This window comes from Pseudomonas sp. KH_046_1 (assembly GCF_057839025.1).
On the sequence record NZ_CM174481.1, the window covers coordinates 1,273,645 to 1,294,848 of the forward strand.

Genomic DNA, 21,204 nt, shown 5'->3' on the forward strand with positions numbered 1-21,204 from the left:
GGGAGCGAGCCTGCTCGCGATGACGGCTTATCAGTCAAAAGTGTTTATCGTCCAATCAAACATTCAGACCATTCCCACAAGACTTTCAGCTTGCCCGTCGGAAGCACGATCTCTAGCCTTTGTCCGTCGCTGCCAATTCAGCGGCCGGGACTGCAAGCCCGCGAATAGTCGTTAGGCGCCTACTTTGGGAGCTTCGCAATGATCAATGACAGTCCTGATTACTCTGCCTCCGAATCCGAAAAGCAAACGAGAACTTCATACCGCCCCTGCCCAATTTTCACCATCCGCCCAGGCGTCAATTCCGAAACTCTCCTAGTCCATGCCTACGAAACCCTTGCCTCAGCGAATGTGATGGCAACCGAACTGTCGTCCATCCTGAGCGGCCCAACCTGCAATCTTGCACTCGGCATTCAGCAGATGATTGTTCTGGCGCAGCTATCAGTGAACCGCGTCCTCGATCAGCTGGATCCGCAGCAATAGCCAAGGGAAGAAGCCCGCTGAACCTGTACCAACCAGCGGGCCTTCATTGTTCCTACATTGATCTCGGACCCGTCTGATATTGAGGCTAAAAAGCTCAGGTGTTGTACTCAGGACCCAGTTTCACGCATGTTTGAGACAGCGCCATGAAAAATCCACCCACATTGAGGGGGCGGTCCGATCCGGTGTTTGATCGGCTGTTGCGATCGCCCCACAAGGAACGCCTTTCGCAATACCTCGCTTTGCTCAAGCCCCTGGACGATCAGGGGCGTTACCTGCCGTTCGATTCATTGCGCTACCGCTGGGCACCTGGACTGGATTCGAACCTGTGCTGGGCCTTGGTCAAGAAAGCGCGGACTGCACAGTATTCGAACCTTTTGCCATTGGGTGAACCGGCGTGCTGGCTGAAATTCATGCTGACGCCGCAGGCGCAAAAAGCCATTTCCGTAGTGGATCGTCAGGCGACAACCGCAGTGCTGGAATACATGACCGGCCAGATCGGCGAGCGTGCTCATTTCAGCTATCTGCTCAATGATCTGATCGAAGACGAGGCCATCAGCAGCAGCCAGCTCGAAGGTGCGGCCACCACGATGCGGGTGGCCAAGGACATGCTTAAGCGCCATCGTTCGCCGCGCACGCCGGATGAGCGAATGGTCATCGGTAACTTCAAGATGATGAACTTCGCCTGGGAGCAGCGTTACGAGCCACTGAGCCTTGAACTGATTGCAGCCATGCATCGAGTTGGCGTCGAGGGAATCGACGATTCGCAGTACTCGCCAGGAGCGTTCAGGGCCAACGATGACGTCGTAGTCCAGGATGGCGAGGGCAACACCGTACATTCGCCACCGCCTGCAACAGGGCTCGTGTCACGTTTGCAGGTGCTGGCCAAGTGGATCAACCAACCCCACAACAACCCTCATCAAGCGGACTACCTTCATCCATTGATCAAAGCCATCGCGCTGCATTTTGTCTTGGGTTACGAGCATCCCTTTCGCGACGGTAACGGTCGGGTAGCGCGCGCGTTGTTTTACTGGTTCATGTTCAAAAATGACTTCTCGGCATTTCGCTACATCGCCATCAGTGTTTTGTTGCGCAATGCACCGTTGAAGTACGGGCGGTCGTATTTGAATACCGAGGCGGATGACCTGGATCTGACGTACTTCATCGATTTCCAGTGTTCGGTGGTGTTGCGGGCTGTGGGCAGTTTTACCGGGACGTATCGGAAAAGTCTGGACGATGCGCAGCAATTTGATTGCTGGTTGCGTGAAAGTGGTTTTCTCGACCAGCTCACCGAGAAACAGCGGGCGTTGTTTCAAGTGGCCAGAAGCGGAATGGCCAAGGAGTTCACGGCGGTCAATGTGAAGGAGAATCTGGGTTGTTCCTACAACACAGCATCAGCCACGCTAAATGGGCTGGTCGCGTTGAAGCTGTTCGAGAAACGCAAGATGGGGCGCGAGTGGGTGTTCTTTCTAAGGCCCGTATCAGCGGTCTGAACCTTTGTGGGAGCAAGCCTGCTCCCACAGGGTTTGTATCGCGGCTCAGAGCGTGCCAAACACCTTCTTCGCCAAACTGGTCGCCGCAGCCGCCGGGTTCTGGCGGATGGTTTCTTCCTGTTTGCCGATCATCTCGAACAAGCCATTCAACGCCTGCTCGGTGACGTAGTTTTCGACGTTGGCATTCTTCGCATCCACTACGCCCATGGTCGCCGCTTGTCCGGCGAACGAGTTGTACTGCTGGGCCAGGCCAACCTTGTCAGTGGCTTGCTTGACGATGGGCAGGAACCTGGCACGGATCTGTTCGCGGCTGGTCTTGTTCAGGTACTGAGTGGCCGAGTCGTTGCCGCCGCTGAGGATGCCCTTGGCATCTTCCACGGTCATTTTCTTCACGGCATCGACGAGGATTGGCTGGGCCTGGGTCACGGCGGTTTCGGCCGCTTTGTTCATGCTGGCTTCCAGTTCATCGACCTGGTCGCCCATGCCGAACTGTTTCATCTTGCTCGCGACCTTGCCCAGCTTGCCCGGCAGTTCGATTTTCACGTCCGGGTCGTTGCTGAAACCACCCGGGGTGCCGAGTTGTTTTACGGCCAGTTGTGCGCCTTGGGTCAGCGCGTCCTTGAGCCCGCCGGTGGCGTCTTTCTGCGACAAGTCGCTGAGGGACAGCGCCAGGGCGCTGGCGGAGATCATCAAGCCTGCGCACAGGCCAGCAAAGCGAAGTGTAGGGCGGAGCATGAGAGCTTCCTTGTTCGAAGGATGAATTTAGCGGACGGCGTCGACGCGGATTTTCAGGGGCTGCGGGTCTTTGTCGTCGAGCTGCACGGCATGATGTTCGGTGGTGATGAACAGCAACTTGCCGTCAACTTCAATACGCGCGCTGACGGAGTAGCGATGACCCGGTTTGACCAGGGCCGGATCGTAACTCAGATGGAATGGCAGGGGCACCTGACCTTTGACCTGAGACTTCTGTTCGTCGATGACCACTGCCGGCGCGTCGGCCAGGGACACGTCCTGCAAGCTCACGCTCAGGATGGCGGTGGGGGGCAGGGCGCTGCGTTGCAGGTAAAAGACTTCGCCGTCGAGGCTGGCCTTCGGAGCAGATTGCATGGATTGACAGGCGCTTAGCAAGACAGCAAGTCCGAGTACGGAGAGTTTTTTCATGAAGCGGATCCTTGTCATTGGCGTTTGAAGAAGATCGGCGCCGACATTCGCCAGTTTGCAGATAAAAAACTTTACCATCCAGCGATACTTCAAGTCCGGATGTTGGGTGTTACCAGGCCGTTTTCGTCGATAGTCTTTTCAACCAGCGTCACAGACAACTTTGAATCGGCGGGTTAACCAGTCCAGGGCATCCAGTTTTTTTCGACTGCAATGCAGTCCACGGGACTCAAGAAGATGTCGGTATCTTCTTGGGCAATTGGTTTGTAGTGTGAATAAAACGGAAATATCCATGCTTTCCGTCAATTATCAGGAAAATGTCAGGTTTCAGGTGCTATTGCTGTTTTCGTCGCATCAATTGTCCAATGACCGGCGTGTCCAACTCAGGCCGTGTTGGACACGGGTTGTCGTTGGCACCTGGGGACGGGCGGCGCCAACGACAATTTCAGCAAAACTGCCGGTTATGCGCCTGGCGAAACACTAACGATGCTCACCACCACATCTTTGACCCACAAAAACTCCGCGCTCAAATCCAGCGGGGCATGTTCCGTGGAGGTGAAGACCACTTGGTCTTCATAGAGGATGCTTGCACTGATGGAGTAGGTGTGCCCGTACTGCAGTTTTGCAAGCTCGCAACTCAATGTGTAGTCCATGGCATCTTGATTCACATTGGAATAGATCTCTGTAGCCAGTGTTTTTAGAGCATTTGGCTGAGTGACATCCACTAAGCTGACATGGAGGGTCGAGCCAGGCAGAAGGCCAACTTTTTCGAGATAAATCACGTTGCCGGTAATTTCTTTTTCGCTATTCATTTTGATTTCCCTTTCAAAGAACCGTCGGTATTGACGAGTGCTAACCGTAGAATCGATACCAAGATTTTTATGTAGGGCAATTCCTGCAATCTGGGACGAAGAGCGGGTTTGATCTGGGAGAAATGTTCTTACTTCTGCCAAATACTCGAGGGGCATAGTGGCGTCACCAACTCCGCCGCATCTTCACTGCGATGTAACGCAAAAAAAACCGCTGGCCTTCACAGGTTCAGGGGGCTTCTCTGGTGTTGCCGTCAGCTAAAAATTACAACGTCCCAAATATCTTCTGCGCCAGGCTGGTCGCCGCAGCCGCCGGGTTCTGGCGGATGGTTTCTTCCTGTTTACCGATCATTTCAAATAAGCCGCTAAAGGCCTGTTCGGTGACGTAGTTTCCGATGTTTACCGGAGGCTGTTGATGTTCTGCTCCGCCGCATCCTCACTCCGATGCAACGCCACCTGCCGAATCGACAAGCGAATCTCCGCTGGCAACACCCGTTTGGCCGCACCTTCAGCCAGTTCACCGAGCAGTTCGTGATAGCTCAGCTTGCCCGCTTCATCACGTTTGAGCACGTCGAGGTCGAGCATGGTCTGGATGAAGTGGCGGAACAGGCTTTTGTCGAAGAATTCGGGGGCGTTCAGGCCATGCAGGATCGACAGGCGCTGGGCCATGACCGTGCACAAGTCCTCCAGCTCTTCGGCGCTGATGCTGTTCTGGCCACTGTTGAGCAGCAGGGACACGGTCATGTAGAAGCGCTGCAAAGTCTGGGCGATGCTTTTCGACAGCAGTGTCAGCAACACGAAATGCCGCGAGCTTGGCGCCGGACGCAGGTACACGTCGTTTTCGAAACGCAGCAGGCCTTGCTCGACGAACGCCTCCAGCCATTGATCGATCACCGCATCCAGTTCGTCCAGCGACCAGCGAATGAACAGCTCCGCTTGCAGGTACGGGTACAGCGCGCGGGTGTAGCGCAGGATCTGTTCGCGGCTCATGCGCGAAGCGCTCTGGAAGAAGCTTGCCAATAGCGCCGGCAGGGCGAAGATGTGCAGCACGTTGTTGCGGTAGTAGGTCATCAGGACGGCGTTCTGCTCGTCCAGGTACAGGATCTTGCCCAACGCATCGCTCTGCTCGGACAGCAGGTCCATGTCCTTCACGTGCTCGATCAGCGCCCGGCCATCGCCTTCCGGCAGGGTGGTGTGCGGCGAGTACGGCACCTTGCGCAGCAGCGCCAGGTACAGGTCCAGCACCCGCGCCATAGCCCGGTCATCCAGCGCTAGTCGGGTGGTCGACAGCAGCGCCAGTGCCACCAGGTTGACCGGGTTGATCGCCGCCGCTTCGTTCAGATGCCGGGCGACTTTCTCGCCAAGACGATTGGTGGTTTCGTTGAGCCAGGCGGGTCTGAATTGCGGGCCGAGTTCCTGTTGGCGCCAGTCCGGCTGTTCGCCGTCGAGGAATTCCGCCAGTTTGATCGGCTCGCCGAAGTTCACCGCCACCTGGCCGAAGCGCTGTTTGAGCGCGCCGATGACTTTGAAAATATCGAAGATCGACTCTTTCTTCTTGGCCGCACCGCGCAACTCGCCAAGATAGGTTCGACCTTCCAATACGCGCTCGTAGCCGATGTACACCGGCACGAACACGATGGGCATGCGTGATGAGCGCAGGAAGCTGCGCAGGGTGATCGCCAGCATCCCGGTCTTCGGTTGCAGCATGCGCCCGGTGCGCGAGCGGCCACCCTCGACGAAATATTCCACCGGGAAACCCTTGGTGAACAGGGTGTGCAGGTATTCGTTGAACACCGAGGTGTACAGCGGGTTGCCCTTGAACGTGCGGCGCATGAAAAACGCGCCGCCGCGACGCAGCAGGCCGCCGATCACGGGCATGTTCAGGTTGATGCCCGCGGCAATGTGCGGAGGGGTCAGGCCGTTGCGGAACAGTAGATAGGACAGCAGCAGATAGTCGATGTGGCTGCGGTGGCACGGCACGTAGATCACTTCGTGACCCTGGGCGACCTTCTGCACGCCCTCGATGTGGTTGACCTTGATGCCGTCGTAGATCTTGTTCCAGAACCAGCTCAGCACCACTTCCATAAAACGGATCGCAGTGTAGGTGTAGTCCGAGGCGATTTCGTTACCGTAGCGCAGCGCCTGGGCTTTGGCTTTCTCCGGCGAGATGTTCTCGCGCTCGGCTTCGTCGAGGATCGCTTGTTTGACCTGTGGCTGGTTGAGCAAGCCTTTGACCAGATTGCGGCGGTGGGAAATGTCCGGGCCGATCACCGCGGCCTTCAGGTTGCGAAAGTGCACCCGCAGGATGCGCTGGGCCATGCGCACGGTGCGCTCGTGGCCTTTGTCGTGTTCGATCAGTTCGCGCAGGTGGATCGGCGCGGAGAACTGCACGCGGGTCTTGCGTCCCAGCACGATGACGCTCAGCAAGCGCCGCAGGCGCCCGGTAACGGCCCAGCTGTCGGCGAACAGGAGTTTCCATGGGCTGTTTTCGCTGTCTGGCGACTGGCCCCAGAACACGCTGACCGGAATGATCTGCGCGTCTTCGGCGGCGTTCTGGCTCAGGGCGCTGACCAGGCGGGTCAGTGTCGGCGGTGCGCCGCGCTTGTCCTGGCGGCCGAGCCAGTCCGGGTCCGGCGTCAGGTAGAAGAACGCGGCAGGCTCCAGCAGGTTGCCCACCGACACCGGCAGCACCGGGCGTGGCAGGCCGGCCTTGCTGCACTCGGTGTCGACCACGGCGAGGTCGGTCAGCGAAGGGTTTTGCAGGACGTAGAACACCGGACGACTGCGGTCGAGGTTGAGGGTGAACGACGACTGGTTGATCGTCTCGGAGCGAACCCAGAGGTACAACAGTCGGCGCAGGGTGCCAAACACAAGACGGCGGAACGGGGAGCGGGTCATACGGCTTCTGCGTGAGTGAATAAAACCAAGCAAATGCTCGGGCGGCCGATAGTGTGCCGGATTCGTCGAAAATCGGCAAAAAAGCGCGGAAGTAAACTCCTGTTGAGAGTTTTAACGTCTGTCATATACTCGGCGCTCTGTCGCCGTTGCCCTCATGGGACCGGTATGCGCAGGCTGACGTTCCCGAGGCTTTCCTGCGAAAAGCCCAATCAATAATAAAAAGGGAGTATGAACAAATGGCAACACGCGAAACCGGCAATGTGAAGTGGTTCAACGACGCCAAGGGCTACGGCTTCATTCAGCGCGAGGACGGGGTGGACGTATTCGTGCACTACCGCGCGATTCGCGGTGAAGGCCACCGTTCATTGGCCGAGGGCCAGCAGGTTGAATACGCGGTGGTGGAAGGGCAGAAGGGGTTGCAGGCTGAGGATGTTGTAGGTCTGTAATCACACAAAACCACTGTGGGAGCGAGCAGGCTCGCTCCCACAGTGGACCTTCTTTGGGCAGGCCATTTGAGGCATACCCAAATCAGTTGTTAAGCTGTTTTCCAGGTGATCTCTTCTTCACCATCGACGCTGATGCGAATCCAGCGATCGGCGGTCTCTTCACCTTCTTCCTCGACCCAGGTGCCCGGTGCGCAACGCACTTCCACGTTCAGCGCGGCAAACGCGGCGCGGGCGCAGGCGATGTCGTCGTCCCACGGGGTCTGGTCGCTTTCCAGGTACAGGCTGTTCCACTTGCCGACGGCTTTTGGCAGCCAGGTCACTGGCACGTTGCCGGCCTTGCACTTGTAGGTTTGGCCCTTCTGGACCCAATCGGTGCACGGGCCCAATGCCGCACCGAGCCAGGCGGAAATGGCCTTGTGGTCGACGTCGGCGTCTTTCAGGTAAATCTCGATATCGGGTTGGCGCATGGATGTCCTCACTGCGGGTCTGAAAAATCCATTCGCGGATTTAGCCGGTCTCGGGCACTCGCCCGGAACCAAAAGTTATTGAAGAACGAAATAATCGTAGCGCATTGATACGGTGGTCTCGAACGGCTCGGCCTGTTCGATAACCGCTGTCCGGCGCTCGGCGCTGGCACGCCAGCCATGGGGCGTCATCGCCAGCAGGTTGGCGCGGTCCTGCGGCTTGTCCAGCGTCAGCTTGAACGTCAACGTCTCGCTGTGCGCCAGCGCCATGCCTTTCGGTACCAGGTCCAGATGCTTGTCGTCAATGTACTCGCGGACTTCGTCGTACAGCCGCTCACGCAGTTCCATCAGGTGGCCGCTGGTAGGCCCGACCTTCATCAGGCCGCCGCCGGGGCTGAGCAGGCGCTTGGCTTCTTCCCAATCCAGGGGGCTGAAGACACTGGCGAGGAACTGACAGCTGCCTGGCGCCAGTGGAACTCGTGCCATGCTGGCGATCAACCAGGTGAGCTGCGGGTTGCGTTTGCAGGCGCGTTTGACCGCTTCGCGGGAGATGTCCAGGGCATAACCTTCGGCATCCGGCAGGGCTTCGGCGATTTGCGCGGTGTAGTAACCCTCGCCACAACCGATGTCCAGCCAGTGCTGCGGTGCATAACCAGCAGCCAGCTCCGCCAGACGCTTGGCCACCGGGGCGTAGTGCCCGGCATTCAAAAAGTCGCGGCGGGCTTCGACCATCGCCTGGTTATCCCCAGGGTCGCGGCTGTTCTTGTGCTGCACCGGCAGCAGGTTCAAGTAACCCTGGCGCGCGCGGTCGAAACGATGCCCGGCGGGGCAGGCCACGCCGTTGTCCACCGCATTCAGCGGCTCACTGCAGATCGGGCACGCAAGCATCAGGCGAGCAACTTGATCAGGGTCTGGTAGTAGATCTCGGTCAGCACGTCGAGATCGGCGGCCAGCACGCGTTCGTTGACCTGGTGGATGGTCGCGTTGACCGGGCCCAGCTCAACCACTTGGGTACCCATGGTCGCGATGAAGCGGCCGTCGGAGGTACCACCGCTGGTGGACGCCTTGGTTTCACGACCGGTGATGTCCTTGATGCTCGCCGACACCGCGTCGAGCAGCGCGCCCGGTTCGGTGAGGAACGGCAGGCCGGACAGCGCCCAGTCGATGTGCCAGTCCAGGCCATGCTTGTCGAGGATGTCGGCGACGCGCTTTTGCAGGCCTTCGACGGTGGACTCGGTGGAGAAGCGGAAGTTGAACACCGCCACCAGGTCACCGGGGATCACGTTGGTCGCGCCGGTGCCGGAATTGACGTTGGAGATCTGGAAACTGGTCGGCGGGAAGAAATCGTTACCGTGATCCCAGTGCTCGGCAGCCAGTTCGGCCAGGGCCGGGGCAGCGAGGTGGATCGGGTTCTTCGCCAGGTGCGGGTAGGCCACGTGGCCCTGCACACCGTGCACGGTCAGCTTGGCGCCAAGGGAGCCGCGACGGCCGTTCTTGACCACGTCACCCACCAGGGTGGTGCTCGACGGTTCGCCGACGATGCACCAGTCCAGACGTTCCTTGCGCGCGGCGAGGCGTTCGACCACGGCCTTGGTGCCGTGGTGCGCCGGGCCTTCTTCGTCGCTGGTGATCAGGAAGGCGACTTTGCCCTTGTGATTCGGGTAGTCGGCGACAAAACGCTCGGAGGCGACGGTCATGGCGGCGAGGCTGCCTTTCATGTCGGCGGCGCCACGGCCGCAGAGCATGCCGTGTTCGTCGATCAGCGCGTTGAACGGTTCGATCTGCCAGGCCGTCACCGGGCCGGTCGGGACCACGTCGGTGTGGCCGGCGAAGCACAGCACCGGACCGTCGTCCTGGCCATGGGTGGCCCAGAAGTTATCCACATCTTCGATGCGCATCGGTTCCAGGGTGAAACCGGCATCGCCCAGGCGCTGCATCATCTGCTTCTGGCAATCGGCGTCGATCGGCGTCACGGACGGACGGCGGATCAGGTCGATGGCGAGTTGGAGGGTCGGCGAAAGGTCGGCGTGGGCCGTCATGGAAAACTCCGGAAGCTGTAAATGTGGGAGCGAGCCTGCTCGCGATAGCAATGTCACTGTCAACATAATGGTTGAATGTGACGGCCTCATCGCGAGCAGGCTCGCTCCCACAGGTATTGGGTCTGGCCCTAAGCCAAGCCCCGCAAAATGGCGCTTATCTTAAAGCAAAACGGCGACCATTGGCCGCCGTTTAGTGCATCCGCGCAGATTTAGACGACAGGTGCCGTTTCAGGCTCGGCGGTCGGTTTCGGCAGCGACGACAGGAACGCCATGATCAACGCCGCCAGGTACGGCAGCGACTGCACCAGCAGCATGGTCACCCAGAAGCGCATGTCGTTGCTCGGCATGCCGTTCACCAGGAAGATCCCCAAGGCAGCGCCCCACAACAGCAACATGATGAACATCTCTTCCCGGGCTTCCGAAATCGCCACCCAGAAGCCGTGGTTATCGGCATTCTTCGGCGTGCGGAAGAACGGAATGCTGCTGGTGAAGAAGCCGTACAACACCGCTTTGGCGATGGTGTGGGACAGCGCCAGACCGGCCAGCGCCGCGCAGAAGGCGTCCTTCAGGTTCACTCCGACCGCACGACGGTAGAGGAAGATGATCTTGGCGACCTTGAACACGAACAGCGCCAATGGCGGGATTGCGAAAATCAGCAGCGGCGGATCGACCCGTTGCGGCACGATGATCATCGCCGCCGACCACAACAGCGCGCCAACGGTGAAGAAGATGTTCATGCCGTCCGCCACCCACGGCAACCAGCCAGCGAGGAAGTGGTAACGCTGGCCACGGGTCAGCTCGGTGTCCTTGCCGCGCAGCAGGCTGGCGGTGTGGCGCTTGATGATCTGAATCGCGCCGTAGGCCCAGCGGAAACGCTGTTTCTTGAAGTCGATAAAGGTATCGGGCATCAGGCCTTTGCCGTAGCTGGTGTGGTAATACGCCGCCGACAGGCCTTTTTCGAATACCCGCAGACCCAGTTCGGCGTCCTCACAGATGCACCAGTCGGCCCAGCCCAGTTCTTCGAGCACCGAGCGACGGGTCATGGTCATGGTGCCGTGCTGGATGATCGCGTCACGGTCGTTGCGGGTGACCATGCCGATGTGGAAGAAACCCTTGTATTCCGCGTAGCAGAGCTTCTTGAAGGTGCTTTCGTTCTGGTCGCGGTAATCCTGCGGCGACTGCACCACGGCGATTTTCGGGTCGGCGAAGTGCGGCACCATGTGCTTGAGCCAGTTCGGGTGCACGCAGTAATCGGAGTCGATCACCGCGATCACTTCGGCATCCTTGGCGGTGTGCGGGATCAGGTAGTTCAGCGCGCCGCCCTTGAAGCCGGCCAGCGGTGCCACGTGGAAGAACTTGAAGCGCGGGCCGAGGGTTTCGCAATAATCGCGCACCGGTTCCCAGACCGCCGGGTCCTTGGTGTTGTTGTCGATGATCAGGACTTCGAAGTCCGGATAGTCGAGGTTGGCCAGGGCGTTGAGGGTCTGTTTGACCATCTCCGGCGGCTCGTTGTAGCAAGGCACGTGAATCGACACTTTCGGGCGATAGCTGGAGTCGCCTTCGACCGGCAGGAACTCGCGCCGGCGCTTGTGCACCCACACTGCTTCGGCCAGTTCATGGGCTTCGGTCAGCAGCACGATAAACACCCCGAGCGCACCGAGGGCGAGCAAAAAGCCCACCGTCAGGCTGAACCAGGTGCTGTATTGCTGGCTGTAGTCGTAACCGATCCACACCAGCACCGAACCGCACAGGAACGCAATGAAGGTCAGGAAGGTACGGCCACGCTGGCGCAGGGCCGAGCCGTCGATCATCAGCAGGGTCAGCGACAACAGCGCCAATACCACCGAACCAATGGCCAACACGCGCCATTGCGGAATCGCTACCACCGGGCCTTCGAAGTTGAACTTCTGCTGGCGCGCGGCGTTGAACACGCCCCAATAGGCGCCGACGGAACCTTCGTCGCTGGCTTTCCACGGCTGGTCGAACGCTTCGATCACGAAGTAGTTGAAACCCTGGCGGTTGAGCTTGTTGACCAGGGTTCGCAGGTAGATCGCCTGGTCCGCCGGGGAGGCATCGGCGCCACCGCGCATGCGGCCGTTGCTCGGCCAGCCCACCTCGGACAGCAGCAGTGGTTTTTTCGGGAACATCTTTTTCAGGTCGCGGGCGCGGTCGAGGACGAACTGCCCGGCCTTGTCCATCGGGACGAACTCCCAGTAAGGCAGGATGTGCGCGGCGATCAGGTCGACGTGCCTGGCCAGTTCCGGGTGTTCTTCCCACACGTGCCACTGTTCGGACGTGGTCACCGGCACTTTCACGGCAGCACGCACGCGATCGAGCATGACGCTGAGTTCCTGGGCGGTGATTTCCTTGCGGTAAATGGCCTCGTTGCCGACCACCACGCGAACCACGCTGCGCGAGGAGTTGGCGATTTCAATGGCGCGGGTGATTTCCCGTTCGTTGCGTTCCTGGTCCGGGCTGATCCAGATCCCCAGGGTCACCCGCAAGCCGAACTCTTCCGCCAGTTTCGGGATGTTCTGCAGGGTGCCATCGACCGAGTAGATGCGGATGTTGTCCGTCAGCTTGCTCATGATCTCCAGGTCGCGACGCATTTGATCGTCGGTCGGGTACTGGTCTTTCTGCGGGAACTGGCCCTGCTGGAATGGCGAGTACGAGAAGCCGGAGATCTGTTCAGGCCAGTTGGGGGCGGTGACCGGGCGGTTGATCAGCGCCCAGAAGCCGGTAAACAAGGCAGCGATGGCGAGCACCACGACCAGGTTGAGTCCAAATTTACGCGATGACATAGCTATTTCGGGTTCCAAAGGCTGTGGAACGAGGGGACGGTCGGCGGCCGTAAAGGGCGCGCATCCTACACCGGCGGTTCTCTGACCGTACAGCGGACAGGGAAATGCCGGACGTTGGGCAATCTGTATTCGCTAAAGTTCTGTCATTTTTGCTGTAGGGCTTATCGCCATCGATTTGTAGGCTATGTCGCCGCTCTGTGTAGGACTTGTTACCGTCTGGCCGTATAATACGCGCCGGTTTTTTAGGTAATGGTCATGAGTACAGAAGATCCGCGGTTTGCCGGCATCGCCCGCTTGTATGGCATCGAAGGGCTGGAGCGACTGCGGGCTGCCCATGTGGCGATCGTTGGTGTCGGTGGTGTCGGTTCCTGGGCGGCGGAAGCCATGGCTCGCTGTGGGGTGGGCGAGATTTCGCTGTTCGACCTGGATGACGTCTGCGTGAGCAACGTCAACCGTCAACTGCATGCGCTGGACAGCACGGTGGGCAAGCCCAAGGTCGAGGTGATGGCCGAGCGTCTGCGCGGGATCAATCCGGACTGCACGGTGCACGCGGTGCCTGACTTCGTCACCCGCGACACCATGGCCGAGTACATCACGCCGAACATCGACTGCGTGATCGACTGCATCGACAGCGTCAACGCCAAGGCCGCGCTGATCGCCTGGTGCAAGCGGCGCAAGATCCAGATCATCACCACCGGCGGCGCGGGCGGGCAGATTGACCCGACGTTGATCCAGGTCTGCGACCTCAATCGCACGTTCAACGATCCGTTGGCGTCGAAAGTGCGCTCCACACTGCGCCGCGACTACGGCTTCTCACGCACCGTGACCCGCCATTACAGCGTGCCGTGCGTGTTTTCCACCGAGCAACTGCGCTACCCGAAACCGGATGGCAGCATTTGTTTGCAGAAGAGTTTTGTCGGTGATGGGGTGAAGCTCGACTGTGCCGGCGGGTTTGGCGCAGTGATGATGGTGACGGCGACGTTCGGCATGGTCGCGGCGACCAAGGCTGTGGACAAGATCGTGGCGGGTGTGCGGCGGCCGGCGGAGCGGGTCAAGCCGCAGGCCTGATCTGTAAGGCTGATGGCCCCATCGCGAGCAGGCTCGCTCCCACAGGGATTTCGGTGATCCTGTAGGAGCGAGCCTGCTCGCGATGGGCTGCGAAGCAGCCCCTTTATAGAGCCAACTCCCGCATCCGCTGTAGCACTGCATTCAAACCATTGCTACGAGACTCGGACAACTGCCGCCCCAGTCCAAGCTGATTGAACCAGTCCGGCAAATCCACCTGTTGCAGCTCAGCCGCGGACAACCCGTTGACCCGCGCCAGCAGCAACGCCACTAACCCGCGAATCAACCGCGCGTCGCTATTGGCGCTGAATCGCCAATGGCCATCGCGCAACTCACCCATCAGCCACACCTGGCTTTCACAGCCGTGCACCCGATTGGCATCGCACATCTGCGCATCACTCAAGGCCGGCAGGCGCTCGCCCCATTGCATCAGCAGGCGTGCGCGTTGTTCCCAGCCGGCCGCTTTCTGAAAGGTCTCGAGTGCCACCACGGCATCGGCAGGCAGGTTCATCGCAATAGCTCCAGCGCCTGATCCAGGGCTTCAAAGAACCGCTCCAGGTCTTCGGAATCGTTGTACAGCGCCAACGACACCCGAATCGCCCCGGCCAGTTCGAAGCGCTTGAGCAGCGGCATGGCGCAGTGATGGCCGGCACGCACCGCGATCCCTTGTTCGGTCAGCAAATGCGCAAGATCGGAGTTATGCACACCCTCGACGGTGAAACTGGCCAGTGCCACTTGTGGCTTGCCCAGCAGGCGAATGCCGTTGCGCGCTTCCAGGCCCCTGAGCAGACAGGCATGCAGCGCCGCTTCATGGAGGGACACGGCGTCATGATCGAGCCCGGCGAGGTAATCCAGGGTCGCTCCCAGGCCGATCACACTGGCAATCGGCGGCGTCCCTGCCTCGAAACCCAGCGGTGCCGGGCGAAAGCGTGCGTCGTGGTAATTGGCATCGAGCACCATTTCACCGCCGAACTGCCAGGGACGCAGCTGCTGCAACGCTGTATTGCGCCCGAACAGCACGCCCAATCCATCGGGGCCGTAGAGCTTGTGGCTGGAAAATACATAGAAGTCGCAGCCCAGCGCTTGCACGTCGTGGCGGCCATGGACCACGCCCTGGGCGCCGTCGATCACGGTCAGGGCATTGTGCGCCTTTGCCAGTGCCAGTAATTCAGGCAGCGGCTGCCACGCGCCAATCACGTTGGACAGTTGACTGACGGCCAACAGACGCGTGCGTGGGCCGATCAAGCCGGTGGCGGCTTCAAGGTCGATCACGCCGTCGGCATCCAGCGGCAGGATCACCAATTTCAGCTCGCGACGGTGCGCCAGTTGCTGCCACGGCAGCAGGTTGGCGTGATGCTCCAGGGCGCTGATGACAATTTCGTCGCCCGGATTGAAAAGATGTTCCAGGCCGTAGGCCAGGAGATTCAGCGCGGACGTCGCGCCGTGGGTAAAGATGATCTGCCCGCAATCGCCAGCATTGAGCCATTGTGCGACTTTGCGGCGGCTGTCCTCGAACGCCTGGGTGGCGTGGGCGCCGGGCAAATGCTGCGCCCGATGCACGTTGGCCGCGCCGTTGGCGTAGTAATGCGCCAGGGCATCGAGCAGGGCTTGAGGTTTTTGCGTGGTGGCGGCGTTGTCCAGATAGGTCTGGTCTTGCCGTTGCAGGGCGGCGATGGCCGGAAAATCGGCACGCCAGGGAGAGAGAATCATCATGTGTTCAGCCCTGTGAACTTGGGCGGATGTACACCGGACCTTGTGGGAGCGAGCTTGCTCGCGATGGCGTCCGCAAGGGCGCCAAAAAGCATCGCGAGCAAGGCGAATCGTCGCACCGTCGCTCCCACAGGTGCCTGCGGCACTTAGTTGTGAGCGTGCAGCGCTTCGTTCAGTTCGATGGCCGATTTGTGGGTTTTGCATTCCACGGCACCGGTCTCCGAATTGCGACGGAACAGCAGGTCCGGCTGGCCGGCCAGTTCACGGGCCTTGACCACTTTGACCAGCTGATTGTTTTCGTCCAGCAGCGCAACTTTGGTGCCAGCGGTCACGTACAGGCCCGACTCGACGGTGTTGCGGTCGCCCAACGGGATACCGATACCGGCGTTGGCGCCGATCAGGCAGCCTTCGCCGACCTTGATCACAATGTTGCCGCCACCCGACAGGGTGCCCATGGTCGAGCAGCCGCCGCCCAGGTCCGAACCCTTGCCGACGAAGACGCCAGCGGATACGCGGCCTTCGATCATGCCCGGGCCTTCGGTGCCGGCGTTGAAGTTGATGAAACCTTCGTGCATCACGGTGGTGCCTTCGCCCACGTAAGCACCCAGTCGCAGACGCGCAGCGTCAGCGATACGCACGCCAGCCGGAACCACGTAGTCGGTCATTTTCGGGAACTTGTCCACCGAGAACACTTCCAGCAGCTCGCCGCGCAGACGGGCTTCGAGTTGCAGTTCGGCCAGTTCGCTCAGGTCGACCGCGCCCTGGCTGGTCCAGGCCACGTTTGGCAGCAGCGGGAAGATCCCGGCCAGGTTCAGGCCGTGGGGCTTGACCAGGCGATGGCTCAGCAGGTGCAGCTTGAGGTAGGCCTCAGGGGTGGACGACAACTGGGCGTCTTCAGCCAGCAAGGTGGCAACCAGCGGCTTGTGGCTCTCGGCCAGGCGGGTCAGCAGGGCAGCCTGGGCAGCGTCGACGCTTTTCAGCGCTTCAGCCAGTTGCGAGGCCTGGGCGGTGCTGAACGCGATGGCCTGATTGCCTTCGGTGTAGCCCAGGATCGGTGCGATAGCGGCGAGGATTTCAGCCGATGGCTTGAGTACCGGGGCGGCGTAGAACACTTCCAGCCATGCGCCTTGACGGTTTTGAGTGCCGACGCCGAAGGCCAGGCTGAACAGGGTAGTGGACATGTGTATACCTCTAACAAAATTGAACGGGCTGCTTACTTGAGCGCGGCCGCGTAGATATCTGGCTTGAAGCCAATCAGGGTTCGGTCACCGAGATCGAGCACCGGGCGCTTGATCATCGAGGGTTGTGCGAGCATCAGTTCGATGGCTTTCGTCTGGTCGAGATCGGCTTTGCGTTCGTCGTCGAGTTTGCGAAAGGTCGTGCCTGCACGGTTCAACACCACTTCCCAGCCGTGCTCGTTGCACCATTGGGTCAGGTGTTCACGGTCGATTCCGACCGCTTTGTAATCATGAAAGTCATAGCTGGCAGCGTGTTCATCGAGCCAGGTGCGCGCCTTTTTCATGGTGTCGCAGGCTTTGATGCCGAAAAGGTGCAACGTTTTGCTTGAAACGGTCAAGGAATTGCCCCCCTTGCAGGTGCCGTAAATATAAAGGTGACGGATTATGCCATGGGCATTGAGTTAAAACGCAAAACCTGTGGGAGCGAGCTCGCTCCCACAGGGATTGGCGCGGTCCGGGTGCGACATATGTGCAAGGGCCACCGGTAGTCTAAGCGGCTAATATGGCACTTCGATGCTGTCGATTGTCCGGGAACCACGCTTTATGCAAACCGCCTACACCGTCCTGATCCTGTTGATGCTGGTCGGCGTTTCGCGTCTGATCGGACGGGTGGTACCGCTGCCGTTGCCGTTGGTGCAGATTGCCGCTGGGGCCTTGCTTGCCTGGCCGACACTGGGCCTCCATATAACCCTTGATCCCGAACTGTTTCTGTTTCTGTTCCTGCCGCCACTGTTGTTCTCCGACGGCTGGCGCATGCCCAAGCGCGAATTCTGGCACCTGCGCGGCCCGATCCTGACCCTGGCAGTGGGGTTGGTGCTGTTTACCGTGGTCGGCGCCGGCTATTTCATTCATTGGTTGCTTCCCAGTGTGCCCTTGCCGGTGGCGTTCGCCCTGGCGGCCGTGCTGTCGCCAACGGATGCGGTGGCGGTGTCGGCCATTTCCCGCAATCGACTGCCGATCCCGTTGATGCACATTTTGCAGGGCGAGGCGCTGATGAACGACGCCTCGGGCCTGGTGACGTTCAAGTTTGCGCTGGTGGCGGCGGTGACCGGTGTTTTTTCACTGGCCAATGCCAGCCTGACGTTCGTGATGGTCGCCGTGGGTGGTCTGGCCATTGGGGTGGCCTTGAGCTGGCTGGTCGGCCGTTTGCGGGCGTGGATGATTGCGCGTGGCTGGGATGATCCGGCGACGCACGTGGTGTTCATGTTGCTGCTGCCGTTTGCGGCCTACGTGCTGGCCGAGCGCATGGACGTGTCGGGCATCCTCTCGGCAGTGGCGGCGGGAATGATGCAGAGCTGGCTCGACCTGCTGCCGCGCCAGACCAACACACGCTTGCTCAACCGTAGCGTCTGGTCATTGCTGGAGTTCGCCTTCAACGGTTTGATCTTCCTGCTGTTGGGTTTGCAGTTGCCGGACATCATCAAGGCGGTGGCCAGTCACGAAACTTCGCTATGGCCGACGTTGCTGTATCGCGGGCTGGACGTGGTGGCGATTTTCCTGGTGCTGCTGGCTTTGCGGTTCGTCTGGGTGCAGAGCATTTGGCGGTTGTCGGTACTGCTGCGGCGCTTGCGCGGCAAGGGTGAAGTGACCCAGGTACCGACGGCGCGATCCTGCTGGTTGTTGACCGTCGGCGGCGTGCGCGGGGCCGTGACGCTGGCGGGTGTGATGTCGGTGCCGATGCTCATTGGGGGCGGTGCGTTTCCCGAGCGCGACCTGCTGATATTCATCGCCGCCGGGGTGATTCTGCTGTCGTTGATTGCGGCCTGCATCGCGCTGCCACTTTTGTTGCGTGGCATCGAAGCCAGCCCGGACGACAAGCGGCGCAACGAAGTGCGCGACGCCTGGCGCAAAACCGCCGAGGCGGCCATTCATGCGCTTGAGACAGAAGAGGTCAACCCACAGGACGCCGCCCAATCCGCGCTGGCCGCTGAACTCAAGGCGCGGATCATGTCCGAGTATCGGCATCAATTGGAGGTGTTCAACGATTCCGCTGAAGCCCAGGCCTTGGCGTTTCAGATGGACTTGCTGGAACGGCGCTTGCACTTGAAGGCGCTGCGGGCGCAACGCCTGGAGTTGTATAGCCTCAGTCGTCATCACCAGATTGGTGATGACGTGTTGCGTGAGGTGTTGGGGGAACTGGATCTGAGTGAGGCGAAGCTTGGGGTGGTTAAGTAATTAAACACTACTGGATTTTTTTCATTGTTGTATAGCGGTGTATACCGAGGAATTGCTGAGACGAACTGGATCTGAAAGCGGTGGTTTGAAAACCTTACGTTCTAGCGAGAATTGCCGGTCAATGGCGCTTTCAGATGGTTAAGTAGTTCTGAAAATATCGTGAATATAGTTTTGTGAGGGTAAATTTTGCGAATTGTCTCCTTGTCTTTTTCGCTCAACGTACGATTTCTAGCTTGCTCCCAATTGTCTATGGTGACTTCGCCATCTATCTCGTAATGCATAATTGATAGGGGGTCGTAATCACTGTAGGTGACATTTGAATAGTAAGGAAGCGGCAGGACATCGGAATCAACACTCTTGCGGTCAAAGTTGTATTCTTTTTCATACCAGTCGTAGATTTTATCCAAATCCCATGGAATGGTTGCGTCTGGATGCTGGTGTTCATGATGAAGTCCCAGTGCGTGACCAAATTCATGCAGGACAGTCCCTTCGAATTCGTCGTCTTCCAGGGATAAACTTATGCGCATGGTTGGTTCTTCAGGGAGGTATTTCAAAGAGTCTGTGCCGAGCAAGGAATAAGAAAACCGGTCTTCACTTTCCTCGATCTTCAAGCGAATATCACCTGTCGCACCTGGTATGAATTCAAATTTTAAGTTGGCGTGCTCTAGCCATTGGCTGGCAATGTTTTTTACGATGTCGACGGTTTTTTGGTCCGTGTCATATGTCGCAATTTTCAGGGTGCGCCCGGGCTCCCAAAAACGCGTATGGAAAGCAACGCTTCTTTTCGTGCGTCTGGAGTTGCTGCGTTTTACATTGTCACTGCGCTCATTGATTGCGGCCTCATAAGAGGCAACGGGATCAATGCTTTTAACGATGCTGCAAATTCCATTTTTCATAGGGGGCGGTCCATACCTTTTATCGGTTGTGGTTTGATGAAAAACCGGTTTGTTGGTTTTTTATTTGCTCATTATTGGGGTGTAAAGATTTTTTGATATGACTTTTCAAGATTTTGAGTGTGGTGTTATCACTCGCCTTCTCGAAGTTTTAATTTGGTCAATGAATTGGTTTGGAGTTGGAGAATATTTAAATGAAAGCCGCGCTGTAAAGTTGCTGCTTGTTAGATGTTGTTGCCGGTGGGCGGCCTGTACTGCGTTGCACAGTACAGGCCTTGTTAGTGTCAGTTGCGGCGAGTGATGAAGTCGCGAATACGTTCTGCCGCTTCAACGCACTCGGATAATGGCGCAACCAGTGCCATGCGTACTCGACCCGCGCCTGGATTTAAACCATCAACATCGCGGGACAGGTAAGAGCCTGGTACCACGGTCACGTGCTCCTGCTCGAACAGGTCGCGGCAGAACACTGCGTCGTCACCGGCCACGTTCGGCCACAGGTAGAAGCTGCCATCCGGCCGCTGTACGTCCATGACCGGGCTGAGGATTTCCAGCACCGCATCGAACTTCTCGCGATACAGCGCACGGTTGGCGCGAACGTGCACTTCGTCATTCCACGCAGCAACGCTGGCCAGCTGGGTTTGAACCGGCATCGCGCAGCCGTGGTAGGTACGGTAGAGCAGGAAGCCCTTGAGGATGTCGGCGTCACCGGCAACAAAACCTGAACGCAGGCCTGGCAAGTTCGAACGCTTGGACAGGCTGTGGAACACCACGCAGCGCTTGAAGTCCTTGCGACCCAGTTCCACGCAAGCGCTGAGCAGGCCCGGCGGCGGGGTTTGTTCGTCGAAGTACAGCTCGCTGTAGCACTCATCGGCCGCAATCACGAAGTCGAACTCATCGGCCAGGGCGATCAGCTTTTTCAGGGTTTCCACCGGAATCAATGCGCCGGTCGGGTTGCCTGGCGAGCACAGGAACAGGATCTGGCAGCGTTTCCAGGTGTCCGGCGACACGGCGTCGAAATCCGGGTTGAAGCCGTTTTCGTCCAGGCATGGCAGGTAATGCGGCTTGGCCCCGGCGAGGAACGCGGCGCCTTCGTAGATCTGGTAGAACGGGTTCGGGCTGACCACCAGCGCGTCATCGCCACGGTTGACCACGGTCTGGGTGAAGGCGAACAGCGCCTCGCGGGTACCGTTGACCGGCAGCACGTTGCGCGCCGGGTCGATCCAGCCCTTGGGGACGTCGAAGCGACGCTCGCACCATGCCGCGATGGCTTCACGCAGCTCCGGGATACCGAGTGTGGTCGGGTACACAGCCATTTTTTCCAGATTGCTGGCCAGGGCCTCGGCGACAAAGCTTGGCGAACGGTGTTTCGGCTCGCCGATGGACAGCGCGATCGGGCGCTTGTCCGGGTTTGGCGTCACGCTGCCGAGCAGGGCGCGGAGTTTCTCGAACGGGTAGGGCTGGAGCTGGGACAGAGCGTTGTTCATGGTGGCCTCGTTCAATGTGGGAGCAGCGGTGCGGCGATCCGACTTGCTCGCGAA

Annotated in this window: 19 protein-coding genes and 1 pseudogene; 5 read left to right on the plus strand and 15 right to left on the minus strand. The window is 59.3% G+C overall.

From position 1 onward, the window contains the following. Positions 1–198 precede the first annotated feature (198 nt). Both AC3IT9_RS05670 and AC3IT9_RS05675 read left to right on the plus strand, forming a co-directional pair. A complete protein-coding gene (locus AC3IT9_RS05670; RefSeq protein WP_223458798.1) occupies positions 199–480 on the plus strand; it encodes a DUF6124 family protein in 282 nt (93 codons plus the stop codon). Between the two features lie 143 nt (positions 481–623). After that, positions 624–1,970: a Fic family protein gene (locus AC3IT9_RS05675; protein ID WP_489272355.1), complete on the plus strand. Its 1,347-nt coding sequence runs from the start codon at positions 624–626 to the stop codon at positions 1,968–1,970. 45 nt (positions 1,971–2,015) lie between these two features. Here AC3IT9_RS05675 and AC3IT9_RS05680 read toward each other — a convergent pair whose 3' ends face one another. The 5 genes and pseudogenes from AC3IT9_RS05680 to plsB form a co-directional block, all read right to left on the minus strand. After that, on the minus strand, positions 2,016–2,705 hold the full coding sequence (locus AC3IT9_RS05680; RefSeq protein WP_489272356.1) for a DUF4197 domain-containing protein: 690 nt from the start codon (positions 2,703–2,705) through the stop codon (positions 2,016–2,018). Between the two features lie 27 nt (positions 2,706–2,732). Further along, complete coding sequence (locus tag AC3IT9_RS05685; protein ID WP_489272357.1) at positions 2,733–3,131, minus strand: YbaY family lipoprotein; 399 nt, start codon at positions 3,129–3,131, stop codon at positions 2,733–2,735. 458 nt (positions 3,132–3,589) lie between these two features. Further along, positions 3,590–3,940: a YbaY family lipoprotein gene (locus tag AC3IT9_RS05690; RefSeq protein WP_489272358.1), complete on the minus strand. Its 351-nt coding sequence runs from the start codon at positions 3,938–3,940 to the stop codon at positions 3,590–3,592. A 262-nt stretch (positions 3,941–4,202) separates the two neighbouring features. Further along, positions 4,203–4,337 (minus strand): annotated as a pseudogene (locus AC3IT9_RS05695) (DUF4197 family protein); the annotation flags it as partial. Further along, the gene (gene plsB / locus AC3IT9_RS05700; RefSeq protein WP_489272359.1) at positions 4,337–6,835 is read right to left on the minus strand and encodes a glycerol-3-phosphate 1-O-acyltransferase PlsB; all 2,499 of its coding nucleotides are present in this window, start codon (positions 6,833–6,835) and stop codon (positions 4,337–4,339) included. The pseudogene AC3IT9_RS05695 and the gene plsB, both read right to left, overlap by 1 nt. Before the next feature lie 236 nt (positions 6,836–7,071). On the opposite strand from plsB, the gene AC3IT9_RS05705 reads away from it, so the two are divergent. Beyond that, entirely contained in the window at positions 7,072–7,281 is a 210-nt protein-coding gene (locus AC3IT9_RS05705) for a cold shock domain-containing protein (RefSeq protein ID WP_053159625.1), read from the plus strand. Positions 7,282–7,370: 89 nt separating this feature from the next. On the opposite strand, the gene AC3IT9_RS05710 is transcribed toward AC3IT9_RS05705, so the two are convergent. The 4 genes from AC3IT9_RS05710 to AC3IT9_RS05725 form a co-directional block, all read right to left on the minus strand. Beyond that, a complete protein-coding gene (locus tag AC3IT9_RS05710; RefSeq protein ID WP_008052800.1) occupies positions 7,371–7,748 on the minus strand; it encodes a hypothetical protein in 378 nt (125 codons plus the stop codon). 75 nt (positions 7,749–7,823) lie between these two features. Beyond that, entirely contained in the window at positions 7,824–8,633 is an 810-nt protein-coding gene (locus AC3IT9_RS05715; protein WP_489272360.1) for a putative RNA methyltransferase, read from the minus strand. Further along, positions 8,633–9,784 (minus strand): succinyl-diaminopimelate desuccinylase, encoded by a 1,152-nt coding sequence (gene dapE / locus AC3IT9_RS05720; protein ID WP_477763894.1) that lies wholly within the window; start codon positions 9,782–9,784, stop codon positions 8,633–8,635. The genes AC3IT9_RS05715 and dapE overlap by 1 nt, the downstream gene beginning before the upstream one ends. Before the next feature lie 209 nt (positions 9,785–9,993). Then, positions 9,994–12,585 carry a glycosyltransferase gene (locus AC3IT9_RS05725; protein ID WP_489272361.1) on the minus strand — a complete coding sequence of 864 codons (2,592 nt, stop codon included), beginning with the start codon at positions 12,583–12,585 and terminating at the stop codon, positions 9,994–9,996. A 249-nt stretch (positions 12,586–12,834) separates the two neighbouring features. Between AC3IT9_RS05725 and tcdA the strand changes: the two genes are divergently transcribed. After that, positions 12,835–13,653: a tRNA cyclic N6-threonylcarbamoyladenosine(37) synthase TcdA gene (tcdA, locus tag AC3IT9_RS05730; protein WP_150673043.1), complete on the plus strand. Its 819-nt coding sequence runs from the start codon at positions 12,835–12,837 to the stop codon at positions 13,651–13,653. A gap of 103 nt (positions 13,654–13,756) precedes the next feature. Here tcdA and AC3IT9_RS05735 read toward each other — a convergent pair whose 3' ends face one another. From AC3IT9_RS05735 to AC3IT9_RS05750, 4 genes are all read right to left on the minus strand, one after another. Then, positions 13,757–14,161, minus strand: a complete 405-nt coding sequence (locus AC3IT9_RS05735; protein ID WP_489272362.1) for a SufE family protein — start codon at positions 14,159–14,161, stop codon at positions 13,757–13,759. Next, entirely contained in the window at positions 14,158–15,363 is a 1,206-nt protein-coding gene (locus tag AC3IT9_RS05740; protein ID WP_489272363.1) for an aminotransferase class V-fold PLP-dependent enzyme, read from the minus strand. Before AC3IT9_RS05740 ends, AC3IT9_RS05735 begins: the two co-directional genes overlap by 4 nt. Before the next feature lie 143 nt (positions 15,364–15,506). After that, positions 15,507–16,541 carry a 2,3,4,5-tetrahydropyridine-2,6-dicarboxylate N-succinyltransferase gene (gene dapD / locus AC3IT9_RS05745; protein ID WP_150757296.1) on the minus strand — a complete coding sequence of 345 codons (1,035 nt, stop codon included), beginning with the start codon at positions 16,539–16,541 and terminating at the stop codon, positions 15,507–15,509. Positions 16,542–16,573: 32 nt separating this feature from the next. Further along, complete coding sequence (locus tag AC3IT9_RS05750) at positions 16,574–16,882, minus strand: arsenate reductase (protein ID WP_263296537.1); 309 nt, start codon at positions 16,880–16,882, stop codon at positions 16,574–16,576. 259 nt (positions 16,883–17,141) lie between these two features. Between AC3IT9_RS05750 and AC3IT9_RS05755 the strand changes: the two genes are divergently transcribed. After that, the gene (locus AC3IT9_RS05755) at positions 17,142–18,773 is read left to right on the plus strand and encodes a Na+/H+ antiporter (protein WP_489272365.1); all 1,632 of its coding nucleotides are present in this window, start codon (positions 17,142–17,144) and stop codon (positions 18,771–18,773) included. Between the two features lie 101 nt (positions 18,774–18,874). Here AC3IT9_RS05755 and AC3IT9_RS05760 read toward each other — a convergent pair whose 3' ends face one another. Together AC3IT9_RS05760 and dapC are read right to left on the minus strand one after the other, a co-directional pair. Continuing rightward, positions 18,875–19,669: a M12 family metallopeptidase gene (locus AC3IT9_RS05760; RefSeq protein ID WP_489272366.1), complete on the minus strand. Its 795-nt coding sequence runs from the start codon at positions 19,667–19,669 to the stop codon at positions 18,875–18,877. Positions 19,670–19,950: 281 nt separating this feature from the next. Next, the gene (dapC, locus tag AC3IT9_RS05765) at positions 19,951–21,150 is read right to left on the minus strand and encodes a succinyldiaminopimelate transaminase (RefSeq protein WP_489272368.1); all 1,200 of its coding nucleotides are present in this window, start codon (positions 21,148–21,150) and stop codon (positions 19,951–19,953) included. Positions 21,151–21,204: the final 54 nt, after the last annotated feature.

Coding starts and splice junctions, on each gene's coding strand:
- AC3IT9_RS05670 (WP_223458798.1), top strand. CDS start 199: ATGATCAATGACAGTCCTGATTACTCTGCCTCCGAATCCGAAAAGCAA.
- AC3IT9_RS05675 (WP_489272355.1), top strand. CDS start 624: ATGAAAAATCCACCCACATTGAGGGGGCGGTCCGATCCGGTGTTTGAT.
- AC3IT9_RS05680 (WP_489272356.1), bottom strand. CDS start 2,705: ATGCTCCGCCCTACACTTCGCTTTGCTGGCCTGTGCGCAGGCTTGATG.
- AC3IT9_RS05685 (WP_489272357.1), bottom strand. CDS start 3,131: ATGAAAAAACTCTCCGTACTCGGACTTGCTGTCTTGCTAAGCGCCTGT.
- AC3IT9_RS05690 (WP_489272358.1), bottom strand. CDS start 3,940: ATGAATAGCGAAAAAGAAATTACCGGCAACGTGATTTATCTCGAAAAA.
- plsB (WP_489272359.1), bottom strand. CDS start 6,835: ATGACCCGCTCCCCGTTCCGCCGTCTTGTGTTTGGCACCCTGCGCCGA.
- AC3IT9_RS05705 (WP_053159625.1), top strand. CDS start 7,072: ATGGCAACACGCGAAACCGGCAATGTGAAGTGGTTCAACGACGCCAAG.
- AC3IT9_RS05710 (WP_008052800.1), bottom strand. CDS start 7,748: ATGCGCCAACCCGATATCGAGATTTACCTGAAAGACGCCGACGTCGAC.
- AC3IT9_RS05715 (WP_489272360.1), bottom strand. CDS start 8,633: ATGCTTGCGTGCCCGATCTGCAGTGAGCCGCTGAATGCGGTGGACAAC.
- dapE (WP_477763894.1), bottom strand. CDS start 9,784: ATGACGGCCCACGCCGACCTTTCGCCGACCCTCCAACTCGCCATCGAC.
- AC3IT9_RS05725 (WP_489272361.1), bottom strand. CDS start 12,585: ATGTCATCGCGTAAATTTGGACTCAACCTGGTCGTGGTGCTCGCCATC.
- tcdA (WP_150673043.1), top strand. CDS start 12,835: ATGGTCATGAGTACAGAAGATCCGCGGTTTGCCGGCATCGCCCGCTTG.
- AC3IT9_RS05735 (WP_489272362.1), bottom strand. CDS start 14,161: ATGAACCTGCCTGCCGATGCCGTGGTGGCACTCGAGACCTTTCAGAAA.
- AC3IT9_RS05740 (WP_489272363.1), bottom strand. CDS start 15,363: ATGATGATTCTCTCTCCCTGGCGTGCCGATTTTCCGGCCATCGCCGCC.
- dapD (WP_150757296.1), bottom strand. CDS start 16,541: ATGTCCACTACCCTGTTCAGCCTGGCCTTCGGCGTCGGCACTCAAAAC.
- AC3IT9_RS05750 (WP_263296537.1), bottom strand. CDS start 16,882: ATGAAAAAGGCGCGCACCTGGCTCGATGAACACGCTGCCAGCTATGAC.
- AC3IT9_RS05755 (WP_489272365.1), top strand. CDS start 17,142: ATGCAAACCGCCTACACCGTCCTGATCCTGTTGATGCTGGTCGGCGTT.
- AC3IT9_RS05760 (WP_489272366.1), bottom strand. CDS start 19,669: ATGAAAAATGGAATTTGCAGCATCGTTAAAAGCATTGATCCCGTTGCC.
- dapC (WP_489272368.1), bottom strand. CDS start 21,150: ATGAACAACGCTCTGTCCCAGCTCCAGCCCTACCCGTTCGAGAAACTC.